Here is an 18,219-nt window from a genome sequence, read left to right as displayed (position 1 = left end):
TTGCCCCAATAAACTGCATCGATTGAATAGGAGGCTTGTTGTGAAAGAAATTTTGATCAGCTTAGGGGTTCTGGTGGCCTGTGTGGTGCTGCTGGTGGTCAGTCAAATTGTGGGCAACCGGGATACTGCCATTGCTGCCGGACTGAACCAACCTCCTGCTGTGGAAACAACCAATGTGCCCCAGGGTTCCCCTCTGGTTGCTGAAGCAACGACCAATGCTCCCCCTACGAGGAACGTTGAAGTGTCAGAAAATTATGTCACTACCCCATCGGGGTTGAAGTATCTGGATATGGTCGAAGGGACGGGTGAAACTCCCCAGCCCGGACAAACCGTTACCGTGCATTACATCGGCACCCTGGTGGATGGCACCAAGTTTGATAGCTCCCGCGATCGCAACCGTCCCTTCGAATTCAAGTTGGGGGCGGGACAGGTGATCAAGGGATGGGATGAAGGCATTGCCACGATGAAGGTTGGTGGTCGGCGGCAATTAGTGATCCCTCCCAGTCTGGGTTATGGCTCTCGCGGCATTGGCCCCATTCCTCCCAACTCCACCCTGGTATTTGACGTGGAACTGCTGAAAGCGGGCTAGCGGTGTGTCAGGCAAATGAGGGATTGGGATAGTAGATCCAGGGGACTTCCCCCAGTTCCCCGCTGCGTGGGGTCCAATCTCCCCCACACCCCCGAAAGGGATCAAAGGGTTTTTAAACACAGCCTGGTACTTACGTAGACTGTGACCCACTGAATTTTATGGCTGAAACGGTATTCGTAACGGGTGGTACGGGATTTGTGGGAGCTAATCTGGTGCGCCTGCTCCTGCAGCAAGGTTATCAGGTAAAAGCTTTAGTTCGTCCTCACAGTGCTCTAAATAACTTGCAAGGACTGAATGTGGAACTGGTAAAGGGGCACTTGAATGATCCCGATCTGGCTGAAGCGATGCAGGGATGTCGCTATCTGTTTCACGTTGCGGCGCACTACTCACTCTGGCAGGCCGATCGCGAGCAGCTCTATCAATTTAATGTGCTGGGAACTCGCAATGTACTGGCTGCGTCCCGAAAGGCAGGCATTCAAAGAACGGTCTACACCAGTTCCGTGGCGGCGATCGGGGTGAAGCCAGGAGGGATTGCAGACGAAACCTACCAAAGTCCAGTGGAAAATCTGATTGGCTACTACAAACAATCCAAATACTGGGCAGAACAGGAAGCCATCAAAGCGGTTCAGGCGGGACAGGATGTAGTGATTGTGAATCCCAGTACGCCGATCGGCCCCTGGGACATCAAACCCACGCCCACTGGAGACATTGTGTTAAGGTTCTTACGTCGTCAAATGCCCGTTTATCTGAACACTGGCCTGAATTTCGTCCATGTGGGGGATGTAGCCCAGGGGCATTTACTGGCATTACAAAAGGGAAAAACAGGCGATCGCTATATTTTGGGCCATCAAAATCTCACGCTGAAGGAACTTCTCGATCTCCTGGCACAGCTTACTGGACTCCCTGCTCCTCGGCATACCATTCCTGCCTGGATTCCATTCTGTACTGCCTGGGTGGATGAGAAGGTGCTTGCTCCTCTGGGTAAAACGCCTTCAGTTCCCATGGATGGTGTGCGTATGGCAGGGCAATTGATGTACTACGATGCGGCCAAAGCAGTACGGGAACTGGGCCTGCCGCAAACTTCTATTTTGACAGCGTTGAAAGATAGCGTAGAGTGGTTTGTAAACAAACACTACGCATACGTTAAGCCGTCATAGGTGATAGATCAATGTCCGGTAGCGATCGCCTGCCGTTCTTAACCCCTATCTCCCTTTTTGACCTCGTGAGGAGTGAACACAGTCATGGCAATTCATCTGCAACAAGCGCTTGAGATTGGTAAATATATCGTTACACAGCGGTTGAAAGGGCGCAAAAAATATCCCCTCACCCTGATGCTCGAACCCCTGTTTCGTTGCAACTTAGCCTGCTTCGGTTGTGGCAAAATTCAGCATCCGACCGACATTCTGGTGCAGAATCTGACTCCTGAACAGTGCTTTGCGGCGGTTGAAGAATGTGGTGCTCCCGTGGTGGCGATTCCCGGAGGTGAACCCCTGCTGCATCCCCAGATTGACGAGATTGTGCGAGGTTTAGTGGCACGCCGCAAGTTTGTTTACCTGTGCACAAATGGGTTGCTGCTGGAAAAAAGCCTGGATAAGTTTGAGCCTTCCCCCTATTTCAGCTTCAGTGTGCATTTGGATGGCCTGCGGGAACTGCACGACAAATGTGTTGATCGCAAAGGGGTGTTTGATACGGCGGTCAAAGCCATCAAAGCTGCCAAAGCGAAAGGGTTTCGCGTCACAACCAACACCACCGTTTTTGAAGGCACAGATCCGAAAGAGATTCAGGATTTTTTTGATTTTGTCAGCACGCTGGGGGTAGACGGCATGATGGTGTCTCCTGGCTATAGCTACGAGTGGGCACCCGATCAAAACCACTTCCTCAAACGCGAGCAAACCAAAGCTCTGTTCCGGGAAATTCTCGCTCCTTTCAAAGCGGGTCAAAAGAACTGGAACTTCAACCACAACCCGTTGTTCCTGGATTTTTTGACGGGGGAGAAAGATTACGAATGCACCCCCTGGGGAATGCCCAGTTACAGCGTCTTAGGGTGGCAGAAGCCCTGCTATTTGCTGAATGAGGGCCACTATGCCACGTATCAAGAGTTACTGGACAACACCGATTGGAGCCAATACGGGCGGGCCAGTGGCAATCCTAAGTGTGCTGATTGCATGGTGCATTGTGGCTATGAACCCACAGCCGCTGTAGATGCAATGCAACCCCAAAACCTGACCCGCTCGATCGGTTCCGTCTTTAGCATGAGTCGATAAGCGGTTAGGAGACTGGGAGCCAAACCAGATTCAGCTAGAAAACGAAATATTTCTTGCCAGAAAAAATTAGTCCTAAACCAGATCCAGCTAGAGAACGGTCGTTTTCCGATCAGAGAAACTCCGGTTCTGGATTTGGACAAAGTTTAGATTTGGAAAGGCTGATGTTTAGCTCCCAGAATGGGGTATTAAAAACGGATTGCTGTATAGTTAGAGCCAATCTGGTGTAGTGACTTAGAGGAGTGGATCAATGCAGTTATGCAAAAGTGCTTTAGAGGTTTTGGAAGAGACCAGTCGGACGTTTTATATTCCTATTAGTCGCTTACCGTCTGGGTTGCAGGAAGCCGTTGCTTCTGGCTATTTGTGTATGCGGGCGATCGATGAAATTGAAGATCATCCCTCTCTTGACAATGCCTTGAAAGCAAAACTACTGCAGATCATTAGCCTCACCTTACAGGCTGGCACCCATGAAATGAAGGCGAGTGATCTGTCCACTGCATTGAGCGATTACAAGGAGTTGCTACCCGAGGTTTCCCTGCGTATTGGAGAATGGGCCTTATTAGCCCCGGACACGATCGCGCCCCGCATTTGGGATGCTACTGCTGCTATGGCCGATCGCATGGCGTATTGGGCCTGCATCAACTGGCAGATTAAAGATAAAGCTGACCTTGATCGTTATACATTTGGCGTAGCTGGGGCCGTCGGTCTGCTGTTATCCGACCTATGGGCCTGGTATGACAACACCCAAACCAGTCGTACCCAGGCAATCGGCTTTGGACGGGGTTTGCAAGCTGTTAATATCTTACGGAACCATGCTGAAGATCTGACTCGTGGAGTGGATTTCTATCCTCAAGGATGGAGCGATGAGCAAATGCACACTTATGCCCGTGAGAATTTGCGGATGGCCGATGAATATACTGCGGCTCTGAGCCTTGGCCCTGCCTTGGACTTCTGCCGGATTCCTTTAGCCCTCGCCCATGCCACACTCGATGCCCTGTCTCAGGGTGAAGCAAAATTAAGCCGCAGTACGGTGATGGATCTGGTCAAGCAATTAAGCAGTACCCCTGTTTAAGGGCAGGGGGCGGGGGGACACCTAGAACGCCTATTTACATAGCAGATTCTTGAACGAAACCCGCCCCTCCAGGAGATTTATTCACCCTCTACCTGTGCTCGATATTCATCTGCAGACAGCGTATCCTCTAATTCGCTGGGATCATCAATGCGAACTTTGATTAACCAACCCTGGATGTAAGGATCATCTGCAATCTGTTCCGGTGCATCTGTAAGGGGCGTGTTGACTTCTACCACCGTGCCTGTAACCGGGGAGTTTAAATCTTCCACGGCTTTCACAGACTCGATCGTGCCAAATTTCTCACCTTTTTCGACGGTATCCCCAATTTCGGGTAATTCCAAAAACACAATGTCACCCAACTGATCCACGGCAAAGGCGGTGATGCCGATCGTCACCAGATCTTCATCCAGCCGTGCATATTCGTGGGTGTCCAGGTATTTCAAATCTTCAGGATAATCCAGTGCCATAGTCGTCCTCTGAAATTGCAAGGGGCTGAATTAAGGTACTTCTACAGGGTACAGGGGAGTTGGGGATTGGGGATAGGGGGGATGGGGATGGGAATCGGGGATCAGAGATCGGGGATGGGGGATTGGGTTACTTGGGGCGACGGTAGAAGGGTTTTTTGACGACGGTGGCGGGGTAGGTTTTGCCGCGAATTTCTACGTCGAGGGTCTGGCCGGGTTTAGAGAGTTCGGTGGGGACGTAGGCGAGGGCGATCGCAACTCCTAAAGTTGGCGATAGGGTGCCGCTGGTGACTTCCCCAACGACCTTTCCATCTGCTAGAACCGGATAGCCATGACGGGCAATATTGCGGCCCTGCATCTGCAACCCGACGAGGCGGCGAGTGACACCGTCCCGCTTTTGTTGTTCCACGCGCGATCGGCCGATAAACTCTCCCTTGCTGTCCAGATGTACCAGCCAGCCTAGCCCAGCTTCCAGGGGGGTGGTCGTTTCATCAATGTCCTGTCCATAGAGCGCCATTGCGGCTTCCAATCGTAGGGTATCGCGTGCGCCCAAGCCGCAGGGCACTACTCCTTCAGCCAGAAGTGCCTGCCAAAGTTTTACTCCTACGCCAGGATGGACCATTACCTCAAAGCCATCTTCTCCGGTGTAGCCTGTTCGCGCTAAAAATCCTGGTTTTCCTAGCACGGTTCCTTCCAAATGGCCAAACGATTTCACACCTGATAAATCCTCTGCAACCAGGGCTTGCAAGTGGCTTACGGCTTTTGGCCCCTGTACCGCTATCAGAACATTATGTAAGGAGTAGTCCTGAAAATCGACCCGATTGCGATCGAGATGATCCAGCATCCAGGTTTTATCCTTCTGGGTGGTAGCGGCATTCACAATCACGACCCATTGTTGATTTCCTGCTGCATCCTGTCCCTGGTAATAGAAAATCAAATCATCAATAATGCCTGCCTCCGAATTCAGCAGCACGGTGTATTGGGCTTCTCCAGGCTGCAGACGACAGAGATCTGAGGGTACTAGCGGCTGAATCTGGCTCAAGACATCTTTACCCTTTAAGCGGAACTTGCCCATGTGGGAGATGTCAAACATTCCTGCAGATGTTCGCACGGCCTGATGTTCACGGGTAATACCGCTATATTGAACAGGCATCTCCCAACCAGAAAACTCAGTCATACGGGCAAACAGTGCGATCTCAAGATCGTAAAGGGGAGTACGGGCCAGGGGTTGAGAAGAATCAGTCACAATTCTGCCTGAGAAGGAACACCCTTCATCTTAGAGGATGTTTTAAAGGCCTGTCTCGTTGTCACCCTGGCGACTGAAGTCGCGGCTATCCGGAGAAAACCTGCCGACGCAGACTACTGAAAACCTTGATGGTATTGAGTCTGCGTCGGCAGACTGGGTGAGTGTAGTCGCGGTTTTAACCGCCAGATACTTAAACCAAGATCAGCTAGAGAACGGCCGTTTTCCGATCAGAGAAACTCCGGTTCTGGACTTGGACAAGGTTTATATACTTTTCTTTCAGAAGGGCTTTCACAGAAGGGGAACCATTAAGCTGTTGGAAAAAAGAGTTGGTTTGTATCTTGAACCTGGTTTGTAGCCCATCTCTCACTTACAAAAGCTATGTTTCCTATTGGTGACGAAAATCCTACACGGACTACACCTTACGTTACTTATCTCTTAATTGGTATCAACGTTTTGGTGTTTTTATTTGAAGCGTCCTTACCACCCCAGGCGTTGCTGCAATTTTTCTCCCATGCGGCTGTAGTGCCATCAGAACTGACGGCCAGTTTTCAGGGAACCCCAGGAGCGCGGGGAGCATTACCCGAACTCTCGACTCTGATCACGTCCCAATTTCTGCATGGGGGATGGTTGCATCTGGCCGGAAATATGTTGTTTCTATCGATTTTTGGCAATAACGTGGAAGAAGAATTGGGGCACTTAAAATATCTGTTCTTTTACCTCACCTGCGGCGTTCTGGCAGCTTTGGCCCAGTGGTGGTTTTCTCCCCTGTCCAGCATTCCCTCCCTGGGAGCCAGTGGCGCGATCGCGGGAGTCATGGGTGCCTATATCGTCCGCTTCCCCTTTGCCAAAATTGTCACCCTGATTTCCTTCTTCCCCTTCCGCGTGCCTGCCTTCATCTTCTTAGGCATGTGGTTTTTGCAGCAGGCTCTCTACAGCTACGCCAGCCTGGAAGTAAAAACCAATATTGGCATGGAAAGCGGCGGGATTGCTTACTGGGCACACGCTGGCGGCTTTTTCTTTGGAGCTGTGTTAGCCCTCCTGCTGGGTATCCGTCGGGACGTAGGATCGGTTACTGGTGAACAATTACAGCCGCCGTCGGAAGTAGGGTAGAGCGTTATAGAGTTAAGAATTAAGAGTTAAGACTAGGGTGAAGGCAGCATTGATGGGGGGTTCAAAAAAGTCTTAACTTTTCACTCTTAACTCTCAACTTTTCACTGCTTATTGAGCGATCGGCAGCAAAACCGTAAAGGTCGCACCCTGCTCCATGCCGGGACTGGCCGCTTGAATGGTGCCGCCATGAAGTTCTACGAGATACTGGACGATCGCCAGTCCCAGGCCCAATCCTCCCTGAGAGCGAGTGATGGAACCATCTTCCTGGCGAAAGCGATCGAATACGAAGGGCAGGAATTCGGGGGAGATGCCTTTGCCGGTATCAGTGACGGTGAGGCGAACATAGGAGTTTTGAGTTTTGAGTTTTCAGTTGGGTTGTCTGACTGAGAACTTAAAATAGAGAAATCGATACTTTCTAATTGCACGTCTACTCGTCCGCTGGTCGGAGTGAATTTGATGGCATTGGATAACAAATTCCAGACGACTTGTTGCAGGCGGGTGGCATCTCCCAAAACAGTTTCTGTGGTGAGGGTGGAATGCAGGTTGATTTCGATCTTTTTGGCTTGAGCGGCCAAATCCAGAGAGGCGATCGCCTGTTCGGTAATCAGGGTGAGATCGACGGGGGCCATTTGCAATTTGAGTTGCCCGGTGAGAATGTCGGACATATCCAGAACATCTTCGACCAGTTGAGCCAGGGTTTGAGTGTTGCGGGAAATGGAGTCGATCGCTCGTGCCGTGGTGGCAGCATCAAATTGGCGCGTGGGCAGCAGTTTGGCCCAACCCATCATGGAATTGAGGGGAGTACGCAGTTCGTGGGAGATGGTCGCCAAAAACTCGTCCTTCAACCGATTCGCTCGCTGTAACTCGATCGACTGTTGCTGTAAAGCTTCTCTGGCTTGTTGGCGCTGAATTGTTTCTGCCAGGATATTGGAAATGGCGACCAGGAAGTTGACATCATCCTGGGTGAAGGTGCGGGGGCGAGTGGTATGAACTGCCAGAACGCCAAAGGGCTGAGGATTACCTGCGATCGCGACAGCAATTCCCCCGACAATTCCCTGCTGGTGCAGCAAGGGAGGACCTGTAAAGCGAGGATCGTGTGGCAAATCATTGACCACAACAGCCTCTCGAATAGACAGGGTATATCCGGCATGGGAGGTGGGAGCGGTAGGAACGGTGGCCTGTCCCAGTAAGTCTGCTGGCCAACCTACGCCCCACTGGAGCAATAGATGTTGGCGATCAAGGAGTAGCTGCAAAACTTTGCAATAGGGGACTTGCAGGGCTTGGGCCGTTAACTGGACAGTTCTCTCCATTAATTGATTCAGGTCGGTGCTAGCAAGGGCGCGTTGTCCCAGGGTGGCGATCGCCGCCTGTTGCAGGACACGGGTTTGCAGTTCAGCTTCAATTTGCTTGCGTTCGGTGATGTCTTCTGCCAAGCCCGCAATTCGGTAAATCTGGTTGGCGGCATTATAGATAGGAAAGCCGCGATTGCGAACCCAGCGCACACTCCCATCCGGACGCACCACCCGATAGGTTTGATCAAATCCTTCCCAGCTTTCCGCTTGATTTAAAAAATGGTCCGCGGTCACTCCTGATCTTGAGGATAAATCGCCTGGAGCCAATCATCTTTGTGAGCATACAAATCCTCACGAGAACGGCCCCAGATTTCCTCATAAGCCGGACTCACATACAAAATCTGTTTCTTTTCGGTATCCAGAAGCCAGAAGACATCCTTCACGGTTTCTGCTAACTGGCAGAAACGTTCCTGGCTTTCCCTTAAATCGTCCTGAACTTGCTTTTGCTCATGGATGTCTGTGGCTGTGCCAAACCATTTGATAATTTGTCCCTGACTATCTTTGAGGGGCATGCCTCGACTGAGAAACCAGCAAAACTTGCCATCGGCCCGTTGCAGCCGATGTTCACACTCGTATAATTCTCCAGTTTTTAAAGCTTCCGCCCAGTTTTCCAGCGTGTGTTGCTCATCGTCAGGATGTAGAACAGGTTGCCACCCCCACCCCTGTCCCTGCTCTACTGGAATGCCAGTATATTCTGCCCAGCGCTGGTTATAGTAATCAACTGTCCCTTCTGGAGTAGCCGTCCAGACGATTTGTGGCATGGATTCTGTGAGCAGGCGAAATTGCTGTTCACTTTTGGCTAGTTCTCCCTCTGCGGCTCGCCGATCGCGCACTTCCTGTTCCAGTAACCGGTTGATGGCTTCCAGTTGGGTGGTTCGTTGTTGTACCCGCTCCTCCAGTTCCGCATTTAATCGGCGAATTTCTTCCTCAATTCGAATCCGCTCCGTCACATTACGCATGATGTGAGAAGCGCCAATTAACTCTCCCTGAGCATTGCGAATGGAACTGAAGGTAATTTCGTAGGTCTGGCGAGTCCGGTTTCCCCCCAATTCCTGAACGATGGTAAACTCCTCACCTTGTAAAGCTCGTGACCAGAGGGCGACTGCCTTTGCTTGTTCGTCTGGGATGTGGGCCAGGGTTTCTATCAGGCTCATGCCCACATTCACATACCGTCCAAAGATTTGCTGAAACTCCCGCCGATAAGAACGGTTCAGGGCAATGAAGCAAAATTCCAGGTCAAGGGCGGCGATCAGATCGTGACTGCCATCAATAATACCTCGCAGTCGATCGCTGGAAGCCCGGAGAGTGACTTGCGTTTTTTCCAGTTCAAGCTGGGCCTGTTTGCGATCGCTGATGTCTTCCACGATGTAGGCAAACCGGGGGCGATCAGCAAAATGACCAGGAATCTGACAAACCGTGGCGGATAACCAGAATTGCTGCCCCTCTGCAGTGATGTGGGAATACTCAAACCGAACGGGGGTCTGGGAACATTCTGCTTCCCGGTAGCGGTTTACCCAAATTTGAATATTATCGTTGGGGATGCCGATCTCACTGGCCAACCGTTGTTTGAGATGAGCCGGATCAATTCCCCAAAAACGTCCGGCTGCAACATTGTCCATGATATGGAGAATGTCATCGCCAACTAGTTCCACGATCCCCATCATCATGGAGGCACTATCGAAGAATCGATCAGGGTACTATCCGGTTGCATCAGGCCAATGAACTGAAAGGTCTGATTGAAAATAGCCCGAAAGCGACGATCGCTCTCCCGCAGTGCCTGTTCCATTTGTCGCGTTCAGCAATTTGCTGCTGCAGTTGCTGATTTGCTTGAGAAAGCTGGATGGTGCGATCGTGAACTCGCTGTTCTAGATCAGCATAAGCATTGTAGAGCGCTTCCTGACTGAGTTGAATCCGCCTGCGGGTATTCGCGAGCGCCACAATCACCTGAGTGACGAGTAGACCTTCTAGGGCAAACAAAATCAGTTGCAGCGTTGCTCCCAGATTGAACTTAAAGGCGAAGAGGGAAAAAAAGAATTAATTGCTGGCTACCGCCGCTAATACCGTTGCCCCAGCGCCTGACACTCTACCCCCCAGCAAAGCCGCGACCATGATGGCTGCAAACAGGAGCAGAAAGGGAGCTTCAACCTGGACGAAGGGTTCAATCAGCAGTTTGATCCCGATCGCGATCGCCACAGCCAGAATCGCAATGCCATAACACAGAAGTGGAGAACGAACGGTTTGCACCATTGCTGTTAGATCTCATAGTTCTGAGCTTTCAGCGATAGCAGACGATATACGAACCAGGCGACCAGAGATTCGACCCCATCCACAAAGCTAACCACCCGCATTCAGCCACCACTGCTCCAAAAATGAAAACCTGCCCTTACGCATTGGGAATATAGAATGCAATCCCATCGTTCCGCCAGCCCGGATCGGCCACTTTCGATTCTATCGTGTAGCGAAATCGCCAGGGATTTTGGGGAGATGGGTTTTCTGGCGAGTACTGATAAACAGCACGGCGACCCTGGCCATTACTGGGATAGGCATAAAAGGCAATTCCATCATTGTGCCAGCCTTCACCCCCCGCGGTGCTCGATCGCGAATATCGAAATCTCCAGGGACTACTGGCCGAAAATCGATAGACAGGCACGGTGCCATCCGCCTGCTCTGCAAACGCTGGAAACTGCCGTCCACTGCGAACCCAGCCGTCGGTCGGATTGGGATTGCGGGAATAAAAGAAGCGGTACTGCCCCTGGGCATTACTGGCATGAAATTCGTAGACTGGCACCGAGATTGATTGGGGCAGGGCAACGGCATCTACAGTCGCCTTGGCATCCATCTTGCCGTACCCCCAAATTTGATTTGGTACTGCACCTGTAGCGGCATCCTTGCGTGCGGTTTTAGTCAAGATATCTTTGATCTGGGTCTGGGTTAAACTGCGATTGCGTTGAAACATCAGCGCCACTAACCCAGCGATGTGAGGACTGGACATACTGGTTCCCTGTTTCGCCTGGTACTGGTTGTTGGGTTGGGGAGCGACAATAATTTCCCCTGGCCCTGAAATTTCTGGTTTTAAGCGGCCATCGCGAGTAGGGCCAGCACTGGAAAACACTGAAATTTGTCCCTGAGTGGTCGAACTGCCGCCCAACTTGGTGACATAAGAGCCAACGGTGATTACTCCTTTACCTGTACCCGGAGTGCCGACCGTTCCCTGCCGCTGGGCACCTTCAAAGGTGGGGAAGACTTCATTCCCTCCAGTGACAATCCAGGCATCAAAGCGGGTGTCTACAGATGAGGTGTTTCTCAGGGTCAGTGTCCAGGCTCCCGCTTGAATCGACTGAGCGGTTCCTCGCTGTTGCACCAGCAGGATCTGGTAATCCTGGTTAATCGGATTTTTGGTATTGATGACCCAGACGCGGTTGCCATTGGCAAAATCGAGTGTCCGAAAATCGTTGGTATCAGCCAGAATAACTGCGCTGGGAGTGCCATTTGGTGGGGTGACAGTAATCCCTACTTTAGCGGCCCCAGAATACCAGATTTCAACATAGTTATCCTGAAGATCCCGTTGAGGAACATTCAGTCGGATTGTTGCTTGTCCTCCTCCTCTAACGCTACCAGTGACATAAATGTTGTCACTGCCTTCATTTCCGGCTGAAACGACGATCGCTCGTCCGGATCTTCCCAGCAGTTGATCTAGCCCCGTGTCAAAGGTACTGGTACCATCGTGGGGGCCACTGTGTCCACCCAGGCTCATATTGATCACGGCGGGGCGATTCAGTTCGGTGGCTTTATCAAAGATATAGCTGGCCCCTGTGAGGATAGAGGCATCGGTCCATTGGGTAGCCACCACAATCATGTCTGCTTCCGGTGCGACACCGACGTAAGTATTGCCAGGTCGTCCATTGCCCGCTGCAATCCCAGCAACGTGAGTCCCGTGGTTTCCCATACTACTTCTGTCCCGGTGACGGACGATCGCAAACGGATTACTGCTAGCCAATGCTTTGTCAATGTCCGCTTTGTTGTACTCCACGCCATAGTTATACAGCGGGCCTTTGGGGTTGCCTTCCCCGGATACAGGTTGCAAATTCTGATCCCAAATCGCCAGAATGCGAGTGGTGCCATCGGGTTTGCGAAAGGCGGGGTGGGTATAGTCGATGCCCGTGTCAATTACGCCCACGATCGCTCCTGCTCCCTTAATCGCAGGACTACCCGTATGCAACGGCGTGACGCGGCTTTCTGGCAGGCTGACATCCAGAGTGGGCTGAATTGGCGTGGCGGCTTCAACGCGCAGCACATCGGTTAGGGCTTCCAGTTCCGGCAGACGGGCAAGGGGGACTGTCCCGACAACCACCCGCCCAATTTGAGTTTGCAGTTCAAAGCCATAACGGCTCAAATTTGTAGCATCGCCCGTGTATTGCATCAGCACTTCAACGGTGGGGGTGGGGGTATCGGTGGAGAGGCTGACAAACTGACGTAAGGCTGCAACTTGAGGCAAAATGCTCTCAGGTTGCTGTTGCAGGAACTTTAGACGGGAACCAAGTTTACTCATGGATTACCTCAGAACTGGTGAATTGATTGAAGAATTGATCGATCGAGAGTGGAATTGAGAATGCCTACGGTGAGGAGTGAGGATAGACAGGACTGGATAGCTCAATGTAGCGGACAAACTCAAGTTCAGCGATGCGAGGAATTTGACGCAGATCAATGACTCCCACAATAATTTCCCCCATCAGCCCACGAATTTGCATACCCGCAGCTTCTAATTGCGATCGCTGACCAGACTCTAATGTGCCAGCAATCCGCACCAGAATTTCTACCTGAGGATTCTCCGTAGCAGGCACCTGATTCAACTGCATTCGTACATTAGGCGCAAGCCTTTGAGAATAATCAGAAGACACCGAAGTAGACTCCTTCGCAACCAGGAAAGTTGAGCTAGCAGAATTCAGATGATATAAATAAAGAATTAAAGCGATAATCCCTAGGACAACTGTAATAATTAATACTGTGAGTCTAGAAAGATAGCGCATCAATTATCACTTTCACTATCATTGCCACTGATACAGAGCCACTGATGCAGAGTCACTGATGCAGAATCTGTCAGCAAATTTTACTCAACAGTTGCCGTAGCAATAATAAGGGATTTTCTGATACACTCTTGACTTTCTTAATAAATCTTTTGTGGGTGGGTATGGCCCTGAAGCACTAGGCTTTTGGCTTTTGGTCTGGCAATTTTGCATGCGGGTAGGGAATACGATATTGGCTTTTGGCCTGATGATTTTGCATGAGGTTGGTGGCAAAATAACCTACTCACTGATGTTGAAATCTAGCAGAGTTTGGACAAAATCATAGAGGTCTGCTTCCGATCGCCCTTCTAATTGCTGATCTTTCAGATCAATCAAGCCTTGGGCCAGTTTTTGGGCCTGTTTCTTGTAAGTGTTATGAGCCGTCAAGAAATCAGTGAATACTTCCTGTTCGATCTGCAACCGACTGGCATCATCGGCCAGAGGAGTGGCGTACTCGACAGAATCCACATCATATTTCAACAGAAAGATCAGGGCGTTGCTGAGTTGTTTCAACTCTTGCTGCAGTTTGCGAGTGTCCAGTTCCAGACGATCGAAGCCCACCTGACCTTCGATCCGTAATTCAACGATCGGAGCCTGAGCAGGAATTAATTGACCTGCCTGGATCGCTTGCTGAATTTCGGCGATCGCTGCTTCCTGCACTTCTTCCAGACTCTCCTGCCCCCGCAGTTTCAGACACAGACACACAACAGGACGTTGGTAGTACTCCTGCTGCAGCTCGGCTCGAATGCCATCGGAACTGATTTCAACTAAATAAGCCCCCCGTTTGTAACGGCTTTCCTCAATACTGTTGGCTTCCAGAGAACCGGGATTAAAGATCCAGCCCTGCTCTTCATAGTTCTTGTGAATGTGCCCCAGCGCCAGATAATCCACTCCGGCTGCTTGCAGGGGTAATAGATCTTTGTAATTTAAGGCTCCCTGATAGCGGGCGATCTGCCCTTCTAGTCCGTGGTGGAACAGCATGATCGTGTGGTCTGGGCCAGGTGGGAGTTGCTGAATAGAGGCGGCCAGTTGGGCGATCGCTCTGGGGGCAGAAGCTCCGTACCAGTTGGAACCAATCACGCGCACACCACAGTCCAGGTCGATATATCCCCCCTGCCGCGTTTCCCAGTCCCAGGGTTCGTAAATCAGTTCTCCGCTGGCAGAATCCCCTGGTTCCAGCAGAATCAGGTTGTACCATTCCGCGAGATAGCGTAACCAACTGGTCTTTGTGCCGTAAGGACGATTATCATGGTTGCCTTCGATCGCAATGACCGGAATGCCCACCTCCTGTAGTTCCTGTAAACACAGCTTGGCCTGATTCAGGATGTTGGGCTGTAGCGCCCGATGTTCAAATAAGTCGCCTGCAATCAAGACAAAATCAACGGATTGAGCGATCGCATATTTCCGTAACACATCCTGAAATGCCAGAAAAAAATCCAGGGTGCGCTCTTTGCTGTCGTAGCGATCAAACCCCAGGTGAATGTCAGCAATATGAAGAAAGCTAGGCATCGTTCATCCATCCACTGTTTCAGCAAATTGTCCACGCTTGTGATCAAGTGATCAACTGTTGCGGCCTGTCGATCCATTGTTTCAGCCTGCAGCTCGGCGATAGGCACCTAGCGCTCAATGGTCACCCTGATGTCTGCTCATCCTTCTGACAGGAGGCGATCGACCGTCTCATTACCTCCAAATCCTAACCGCCCACTCTGAAAAGCAATTTTAAGTTTTTTCAGTGTTGCCTTGATAGAATACCCTGGTTAAACCAGATCCAGCTAGGAAGCTGGAGCTTTTCTATCAACGGAATCTAGATCTTAGAGTTGGACAAGGATGAGTTTGCGAGATCCCTTTATGTCTTCTGAAGCCAGTTCTTCCCCAAGTAACGTTGGTGCCAATACGATCGATGTGGCGATCGCGCAGGGAATTGATTTTGATGGTACACCCATACTATCCGCCAAGCTAGTCTTTACAAAAAAGTGATGGCCCTGGAAGCCGGACGGCAACGCAGTGGGGTCAGTAATACGATGAGATCGCGGATTGTCTGGATTGGAGCCAAGCACATTTCCCAGGATGAATTAAACCAGATGCTGATTACAGCAGATTTTGCTCCTTTGAAGGAGAAGGAAATTGCTTTCTATTACGGGGGAAAATAGATTGGTTCCACTGTAAATATGCAAAGGGCGTAGCAGTCGGAGACTCATCTTGAACACTAACCAGAGATTATCTGCCGACTGCTGCGCCCCTACAGGGTTCATATTTTTCCCTTGCAAATTGTCTAAATTTGTCGCTGTGCCAATAGTGCTTTCAATTCAGATTTTCCAGCCTGTCGCAGTTGATGGGTAGCGTGAGTCATCAGAATTGCCAGGGTAGCAATATGAGCCAGTAGACCAAAGGCGATCGCCTGAATAGACGCATTTACCAAACCGGGCAGAGCAAAGGCAGAGAAAAGCCAAAGCAGTGCTTGATGACTGTTCAAGTTAAATCTGAATATCAATAGAAAGACGGGCAGAATGACGACAGGCAGTCCCAACAGAATAGCGAGGGAAATTGTTCGCTTGTGAGACTTAATCATCATGGTCGATTGAATCAGCGTTGCACAAATTAGTATAAACAAACTACTAAATAGCAATCCTAAAAATGCAGTGGTTTTCAGTTCAGTATCTCCCCAACTGATGATCCAGGGAGTCAGAATGGCAACAGAAATTAGTAGATTAAGGGCGATCGCCACCAGTGCCGGACTCTTTTCGCCACTGATCAGATCTCGCAGGAGCGATCGTTGACGTGGCTGATACTGAAAATCATGGTTCTGACGGTATCTCGTCCAGTCTAAGAGGACTTGACGCTGAGGTGTGAGAGCCACCATCAATGCTAAAAACCAGATTGTATTTCCAACCATGAAGCCGATCAGATCAGGAATAAGATAAAAGAAGTCTTTGTCTATATAGCGAACGGCAAACCCTAACAAAAAGATCTCAAACCCCAACGTCATAATATAGCTCTGACGCTTGCTGATCAGAGTTGAACTAGGATTGCAAAACCGTCGGTTGATAGCTTTCCAGAGTCCCAGGGCACCTAGAACACAGATCATGCTCGCAAACAGTACACTCCAGAGCAAACTTTGATTGATAGACAGAAAATACCATTTCTGTGGCCCCAGGTATAAGCGCCCTGTTGCATACTCACCAGTGCTTTGCCAGGCCAAAAACATGATGCTGTAGCCAAACCAAACTCCCCCTGCTCCCAACCAGGCTTGCGCTTTCCCTAACAGCGCATACAGAACAGCACCTGTATAAAACAAACCACAGGTCATCAAGGTGACTAAATAAATGGAAAGTACTGCCGGAGTTGACACTGCAGCAACAGCCGCCGACCAGAGGTGTAATGGCACGGCGACGATCGCAGCCAACCAGAGTACTAAAGTCACCCCAAGCAACTTGCCAATCAGGATACTTTGACTGGTTTGGGGACTGAGGCGCAGGAAGTTGAGAGTACCCCGCCGCTCCTCTTTTGCCAGGTCAGCAATCAGTTGGTACACACCACCCACTAGCAGTAGAAATGGCACTACCCAACTAAGAATTGAAAACAAATCAAACCACCAAAGCTGCCAATTGATCAGCAGGTTGCCAGCCGCATCTAAAACACATTGCCGCTCATAGTAACTACCTTGAGAGAGGCAATAGCGATTATATGCATCTTTGATCGATGACGGCAGCGCCATCCACATAAATAGCAGCAGCATACTTTGAGCCACTAACGATCCAGCGATCGCGATACCAATGTTTTTAGGCTTAAACCGACCTTTCACCTCTCGAAAAAACTGAGGATTTGAGTCGGTCAAAGGCAGTAGTAGGTTGGGAATCATGGTTGTCCCTCCGGAGAGTTGAGAGTTGAAAGTGAAAAGCTGAGAGTAAAGAATTAGGAAGTTGAGAGTGAAGAATAGTTTGGGCAGTAATTATTAGCCTTTAAACCTGGCCCAAGTCCAGACCCGTACTTTTTTCTAGGGGAAAGCTCCAGTTTTCTAGCTGGACTTGATTTAACTCTTAACTCTCAACTTTTAACTCTTAACTCCCTAAGACGTTTGTTGGTGGCCGAGTTTGAGAAAGATGGTTTCCAGATCATCATGAATGGGTTGGAATTCGGTGAGCGGAATTCCTGCAGCAATCAGCGATCGCAGTAAGTCTGCACTGGCTTTCTGATCACCCGAAAAGTAGGCTTTCAAGCGCTGAGTTCCTGGCAATAGCTCAATCTGCTCCACCTGAGGATGCTGACGCAACTCGGCCATTAAGGGGTCTACATTACCCAGTGTGGTTAGCAGAATGTGTTGACGGCTGAGACGCTGGTACAGGGCTTGCAAAGAGGCACTTTCCACCAGGTACCCCAGTTCCATAATGCCGACCGAAGTACACAATTCTGCCAGGTCACTGAGGACATGGGAGGAAATCAAGATCGTCATTTTAGCTTCCTGCAAAACTTTGATAATTTCGCGGAATTGCATGCGGGCGATCGGATCCAGGCCCGATACGGGTTCATCCAGTAATAAGACCAGGGGGTCGTGAATAATCGTGCGGGCTAAACTGAGTCGCTGTTTCATCCCTCTGGATAGGGTTGCGATCGTACTCTGGCGCTTATGAGTCAGTTGCACTAACTCCAGAACTTCCCGCAACCGCTGACTGCGACGGGGTTCCCGCAGATGATACAGGCGGGCAAAGTACTCCAGGTAGTCCCAAACGGTCAGGTCGTCGTACAGCGGAAAGTCATCGGGCAGGTAGCCGATTTGTCGTTTCAGGTGGACGTTATCCTGATCGCGCCGCAACTGTTCACCATTGATATAAATCTCGCCCAGGGTGGGTTCTTCTGCCGCTGCCAGCATCCGAATCAGGGTTGTTTTTCCGGCTCCATTTGGGCCAATTAACCCATACACCTCTCCTACCTCAACATGCAGATCGACCTGATGAACCGCAATTTGGCGATCGAATTGCTTCGTCAAATCCTGGGTGCGAATGGCCAGTTCTTTAACCATAGGGGTTGCCCCTCAGACAAAGTTATCAGCTAGCCTAACCTCTCG

At 50.5% G+C, this 18,219-nt stretch carries 16 protein-coding genes and 2 pseudogenes; 6 read left to right on the top strand and 12 right to left on the bottom strand.

What is annotated here, in order from left to right; translation table 11 throughout:
* The first annotated feature begins 40 nt into the window (after nucleotides 1-40).
* From ACUVQO_RS12575 to ACUVQO_RS12560, 4 genes are all read left to right on the top strand, one after another.
* A complete protein-coding gene (locus ACUVQO_RS12575; protein WP_445926217.1) occupies nucleotides 41-589 on the top strand; it encodes an FKBP-type peptidyl-prolyl cis-trans isomerase in 549 nt (182 codons plus the stop codon).
* Between the two features lie 158 nt (nucleotides 590-747).
* Nucleotides 748-1,746 carry a hopanoid-associated sugar epimerase gene (hpnA, locus tag ACUVQO_RS12570; protein ID WP_445926216.1) on the top strand — a complete coding sequence of 333 codons (999 nt, stop codon included), beginning with the start codon at nucleotides 748-750 and terminating at the stop codon, nucleotides 1,744-1,746.
* Nucleotides 1,747-1,830: 84 nt separating this feature from the next.
* Complete coding sequence (gene hpnH / locus ACUVQO_RS12565; RefSeq protein WP_445926215.1) at nucleotides 1,831-2,853, top strand: adenosyl-hopene transferase HpnH; 1,023 nt, start codon at nucleotides 1,831-1,833, stop codon at nucleotides 2,851-2,853.
* A gap of 247 nt (nucleotides 2,854-3,100) precedes the next feature.
* Complete coding sequence (locus tag ACUVQO_RS12560) at nucleotides 3,101-3,922, top strand: squalene/phytoene synthase family protein (protein ID WP_445926214.1); 822 nt, start codon at nucleotides 3,101-3,103, stop codon at nucleotides 3,920-3,922.
* 77 nt (nucleotides 3,923-3,999) lie between these two features.
* Here the strand turns inward: ACUVQO_RS12560 and gcvH are convergent, their stop codons facing one another.
* Both gcvH and gcvT read right to left on the bottom strand, forming a co-directional pair.
* Nucleotides 4,000-4,389 carry a glycine cleavage system protein GcvH gene (gene gcvH, locus ACUVQO_RS12555; protein ID WP_445926213.1) on the bottom strand — a complete coding sequence of 130 codons (390 nt, stop codon included), beginning with the start codon at nucleotides 4,387-4,389 and terminating at the stop codon, nucleotides 4,000-4,002.
* 127 nt (nucleotides 4,390-4,516) lie between these two features.
* The gene (gene gcvT / locus ACUVQO_RS12550; RefSeq protein ID WP_445926212.1) at nucleotides 4,517-5,632 is read right to left on the bottom strand and encodes a glycine cleavage system aminomethyltransferase GcvT; all 1,116 of its coding nucleotides are present in this window, start codon (nucleotides 5,630-5,632) and stop codon (nucleotides 4,517-4,519) included.
* A 378-nt stretch (nucleotides 5,633-6,010) separates the two neighbouring features.
* Here gcvT and ACUVQO_RS12545 point away from each other — a divergent pair, with 378 nt between their 5' ends.
* Nucleotides 6,011-6,742, top strand: coding sequence for a rhomboid family intramembrane serine protease (locus ACUVQO_RS12545; protein WP_445926211.1), 732 nt, complete (start codon nucleotides 6,011-6,013; stop codon nucleotides 6,740-6,742).
* A 108-nt stretch (nucleotides 6,743-6,850) separates the two neighbouring features.
* Here the strand turns inward: ACUVQO_RS12545 and ACUVQO_RS12540 are convergent, their stop codons facing one another.
* The 8 genes and pseudogenes from ACUVQO_RS12540 to ACUVQO_RS12505 form a co-directional block, all read right to left on the bottom strand.
* Entirely contained in the window at nucleotides 6,851-7,036 is a 186-nt protein-coding gene (locus tag ACUVQO_RS12540) for an ATP-binding protein (RefSeq protein ID WP_445926231.1), read from the bottom strand.
* A 128-nt stretch (nucleotides 7,037-7,164) separates the two neighbouring features.
* Nucleotides 7,165-8,328 (bottom strand): annotated as a pseudogene (locus ACUVQO_RS12535) (histidine kinase dimerization/phospho-acceptor domain-containing protein); the annotation flags it as partial.
* The gene (locus ACUVQO_RS12530; RefSeq protein WP_445926210.1) at nucleotides 8,325-9,761 is read right to left on the bottom strand and encodes a PAS domain-containing protein; all 1,437 of its coding nucleotides are present in this window, start codon (nucleotides 9,759-9,761) and stop codon (nucleotides 8,325-8,327) included. The pseudogene ACUVQO_RS12535 and the gene ACUVQO_RS12530, both read right to left, overlap by 4 nt.
* 43 nt (nucleotides 9,762-9,804) lie before the next feature.
* Nucleotides 9,805-10,071: a hypothetical protein gene (locus ACUVQO_RS12525; protein WP_445926209.1), complete on the bottom strand. Its 267-nt coding sequence runs from the start codon at nucleotides 10,069-10,071 to the stop codon at nucleotides 9,805-9,807.
* A gap of 57 nt (nucleotides 10,072-10,128) precedes the next feature.
* Nucleotides 10,129-10,341, bottom strand: a complete 213-nt coding sequence (locus tag ACUVQO_RS12520) for a DUF4118 domain-containing protein (RefSeq protein ID WP_445926208.1) — start codon at nucleotides 10,339-10,341, stop codon at nucleotides 10,129-10,131.
* Nucleotides 10,342-10,477: 136 nt separating this feature from the next.
* Nucleotides 10,478-12,643: a S8 family peptidase gene (locus ACUVQO_RS12515; protein ID WP_445926207.1), complete on the bottom strand. Its 2,166-nt coding sequence runs from the start codon at nucleotides 12,641-12,643 to the stop codon at nucleotides 10,478-10,480.
* A gap of 64 nt (nucleotides 12,644-12,707) precedes the next feature.
* Nucleotides 12,708-12,950 (bottom strand): hypothetical protein, encoded by a 243-nt coding sequence (locus ACUVQO_RS12510; RefSeq protein WP_445926206.1) that lies wholly within the window; start codon nucleotides 12,948-12,950, stop codon nucleotides 12,708-12,710.
* 447 nt (nucleotides 12,951-13,397) lie between these two features.
* Nucleotides 13,398-14,666 carry a metallophosphoesterase family protein gene (locus ACUVQO_RS12505; RefSeq protein WP_445926205.1) on the bottom strand — a complete coding sequence of 423 codons (1,269 nt, stop codon included), beginning with the start codon at nucleotides 14,664-14,666 and terminating at the stop codon, nucleotides 13,398-13,400.
* Between the two features lie 318 nt (nucleotides 14,667-14,984).
* Between ACUVQO_RS12505 and ACUVQO_RS12500 the strand changes: the two are divergent.
* A pseudogene (locus tag ACUVQO_RS12500) lies at nucleotides 14,985-15,307 on the top strand (small RNA NsiR4-regulated ssr1528 family protein).
* A 122-nt stretch (nucleotides 15,308-15,429) separates the two neighbouring features.
* Here the strand turns inward: ACUVQO_RS12500 and ACUVQO_RS12495 are convergent.
* Together ACUVQO_RS12495 and ACUVQO_RS12490 are read right to left on the bottom strand one after the other, a co-directional pair.
* A complete protein-coding gene (locus ACUVQO_RS12495) occupies nucleotides 15,430-17,016 on the bottom strand; it encodes a hypothetical protein (RefSeq protein WP_445926204.1) in 1,587 nt (528 codons plus the stop codon).
* A 207-nt stretch (nucleotides 17,017-17,223) separates the two neighbouring features.
* Nucleotides 17,224-18,174, bottom strand: a complete 951-nt coding sequence (locus ACUVQO_RS12490) for an ABC transporter ATP-binding protein (protein WP_445926203.1) — start codon at nucleotides 18,172-18,174, stop codon at nucleotides 17,224-17,226.
* Nucleotides 18,175-18,219 lie beyond the last annotated feature (45 nt).

Source organism: Leptodesmis sp., from assembly GCF_052746595.1.
Note: the sequence above shows the minus strand (reverse complement) of the source record. Positions and strands in the feature narration are given on the sequence as shown.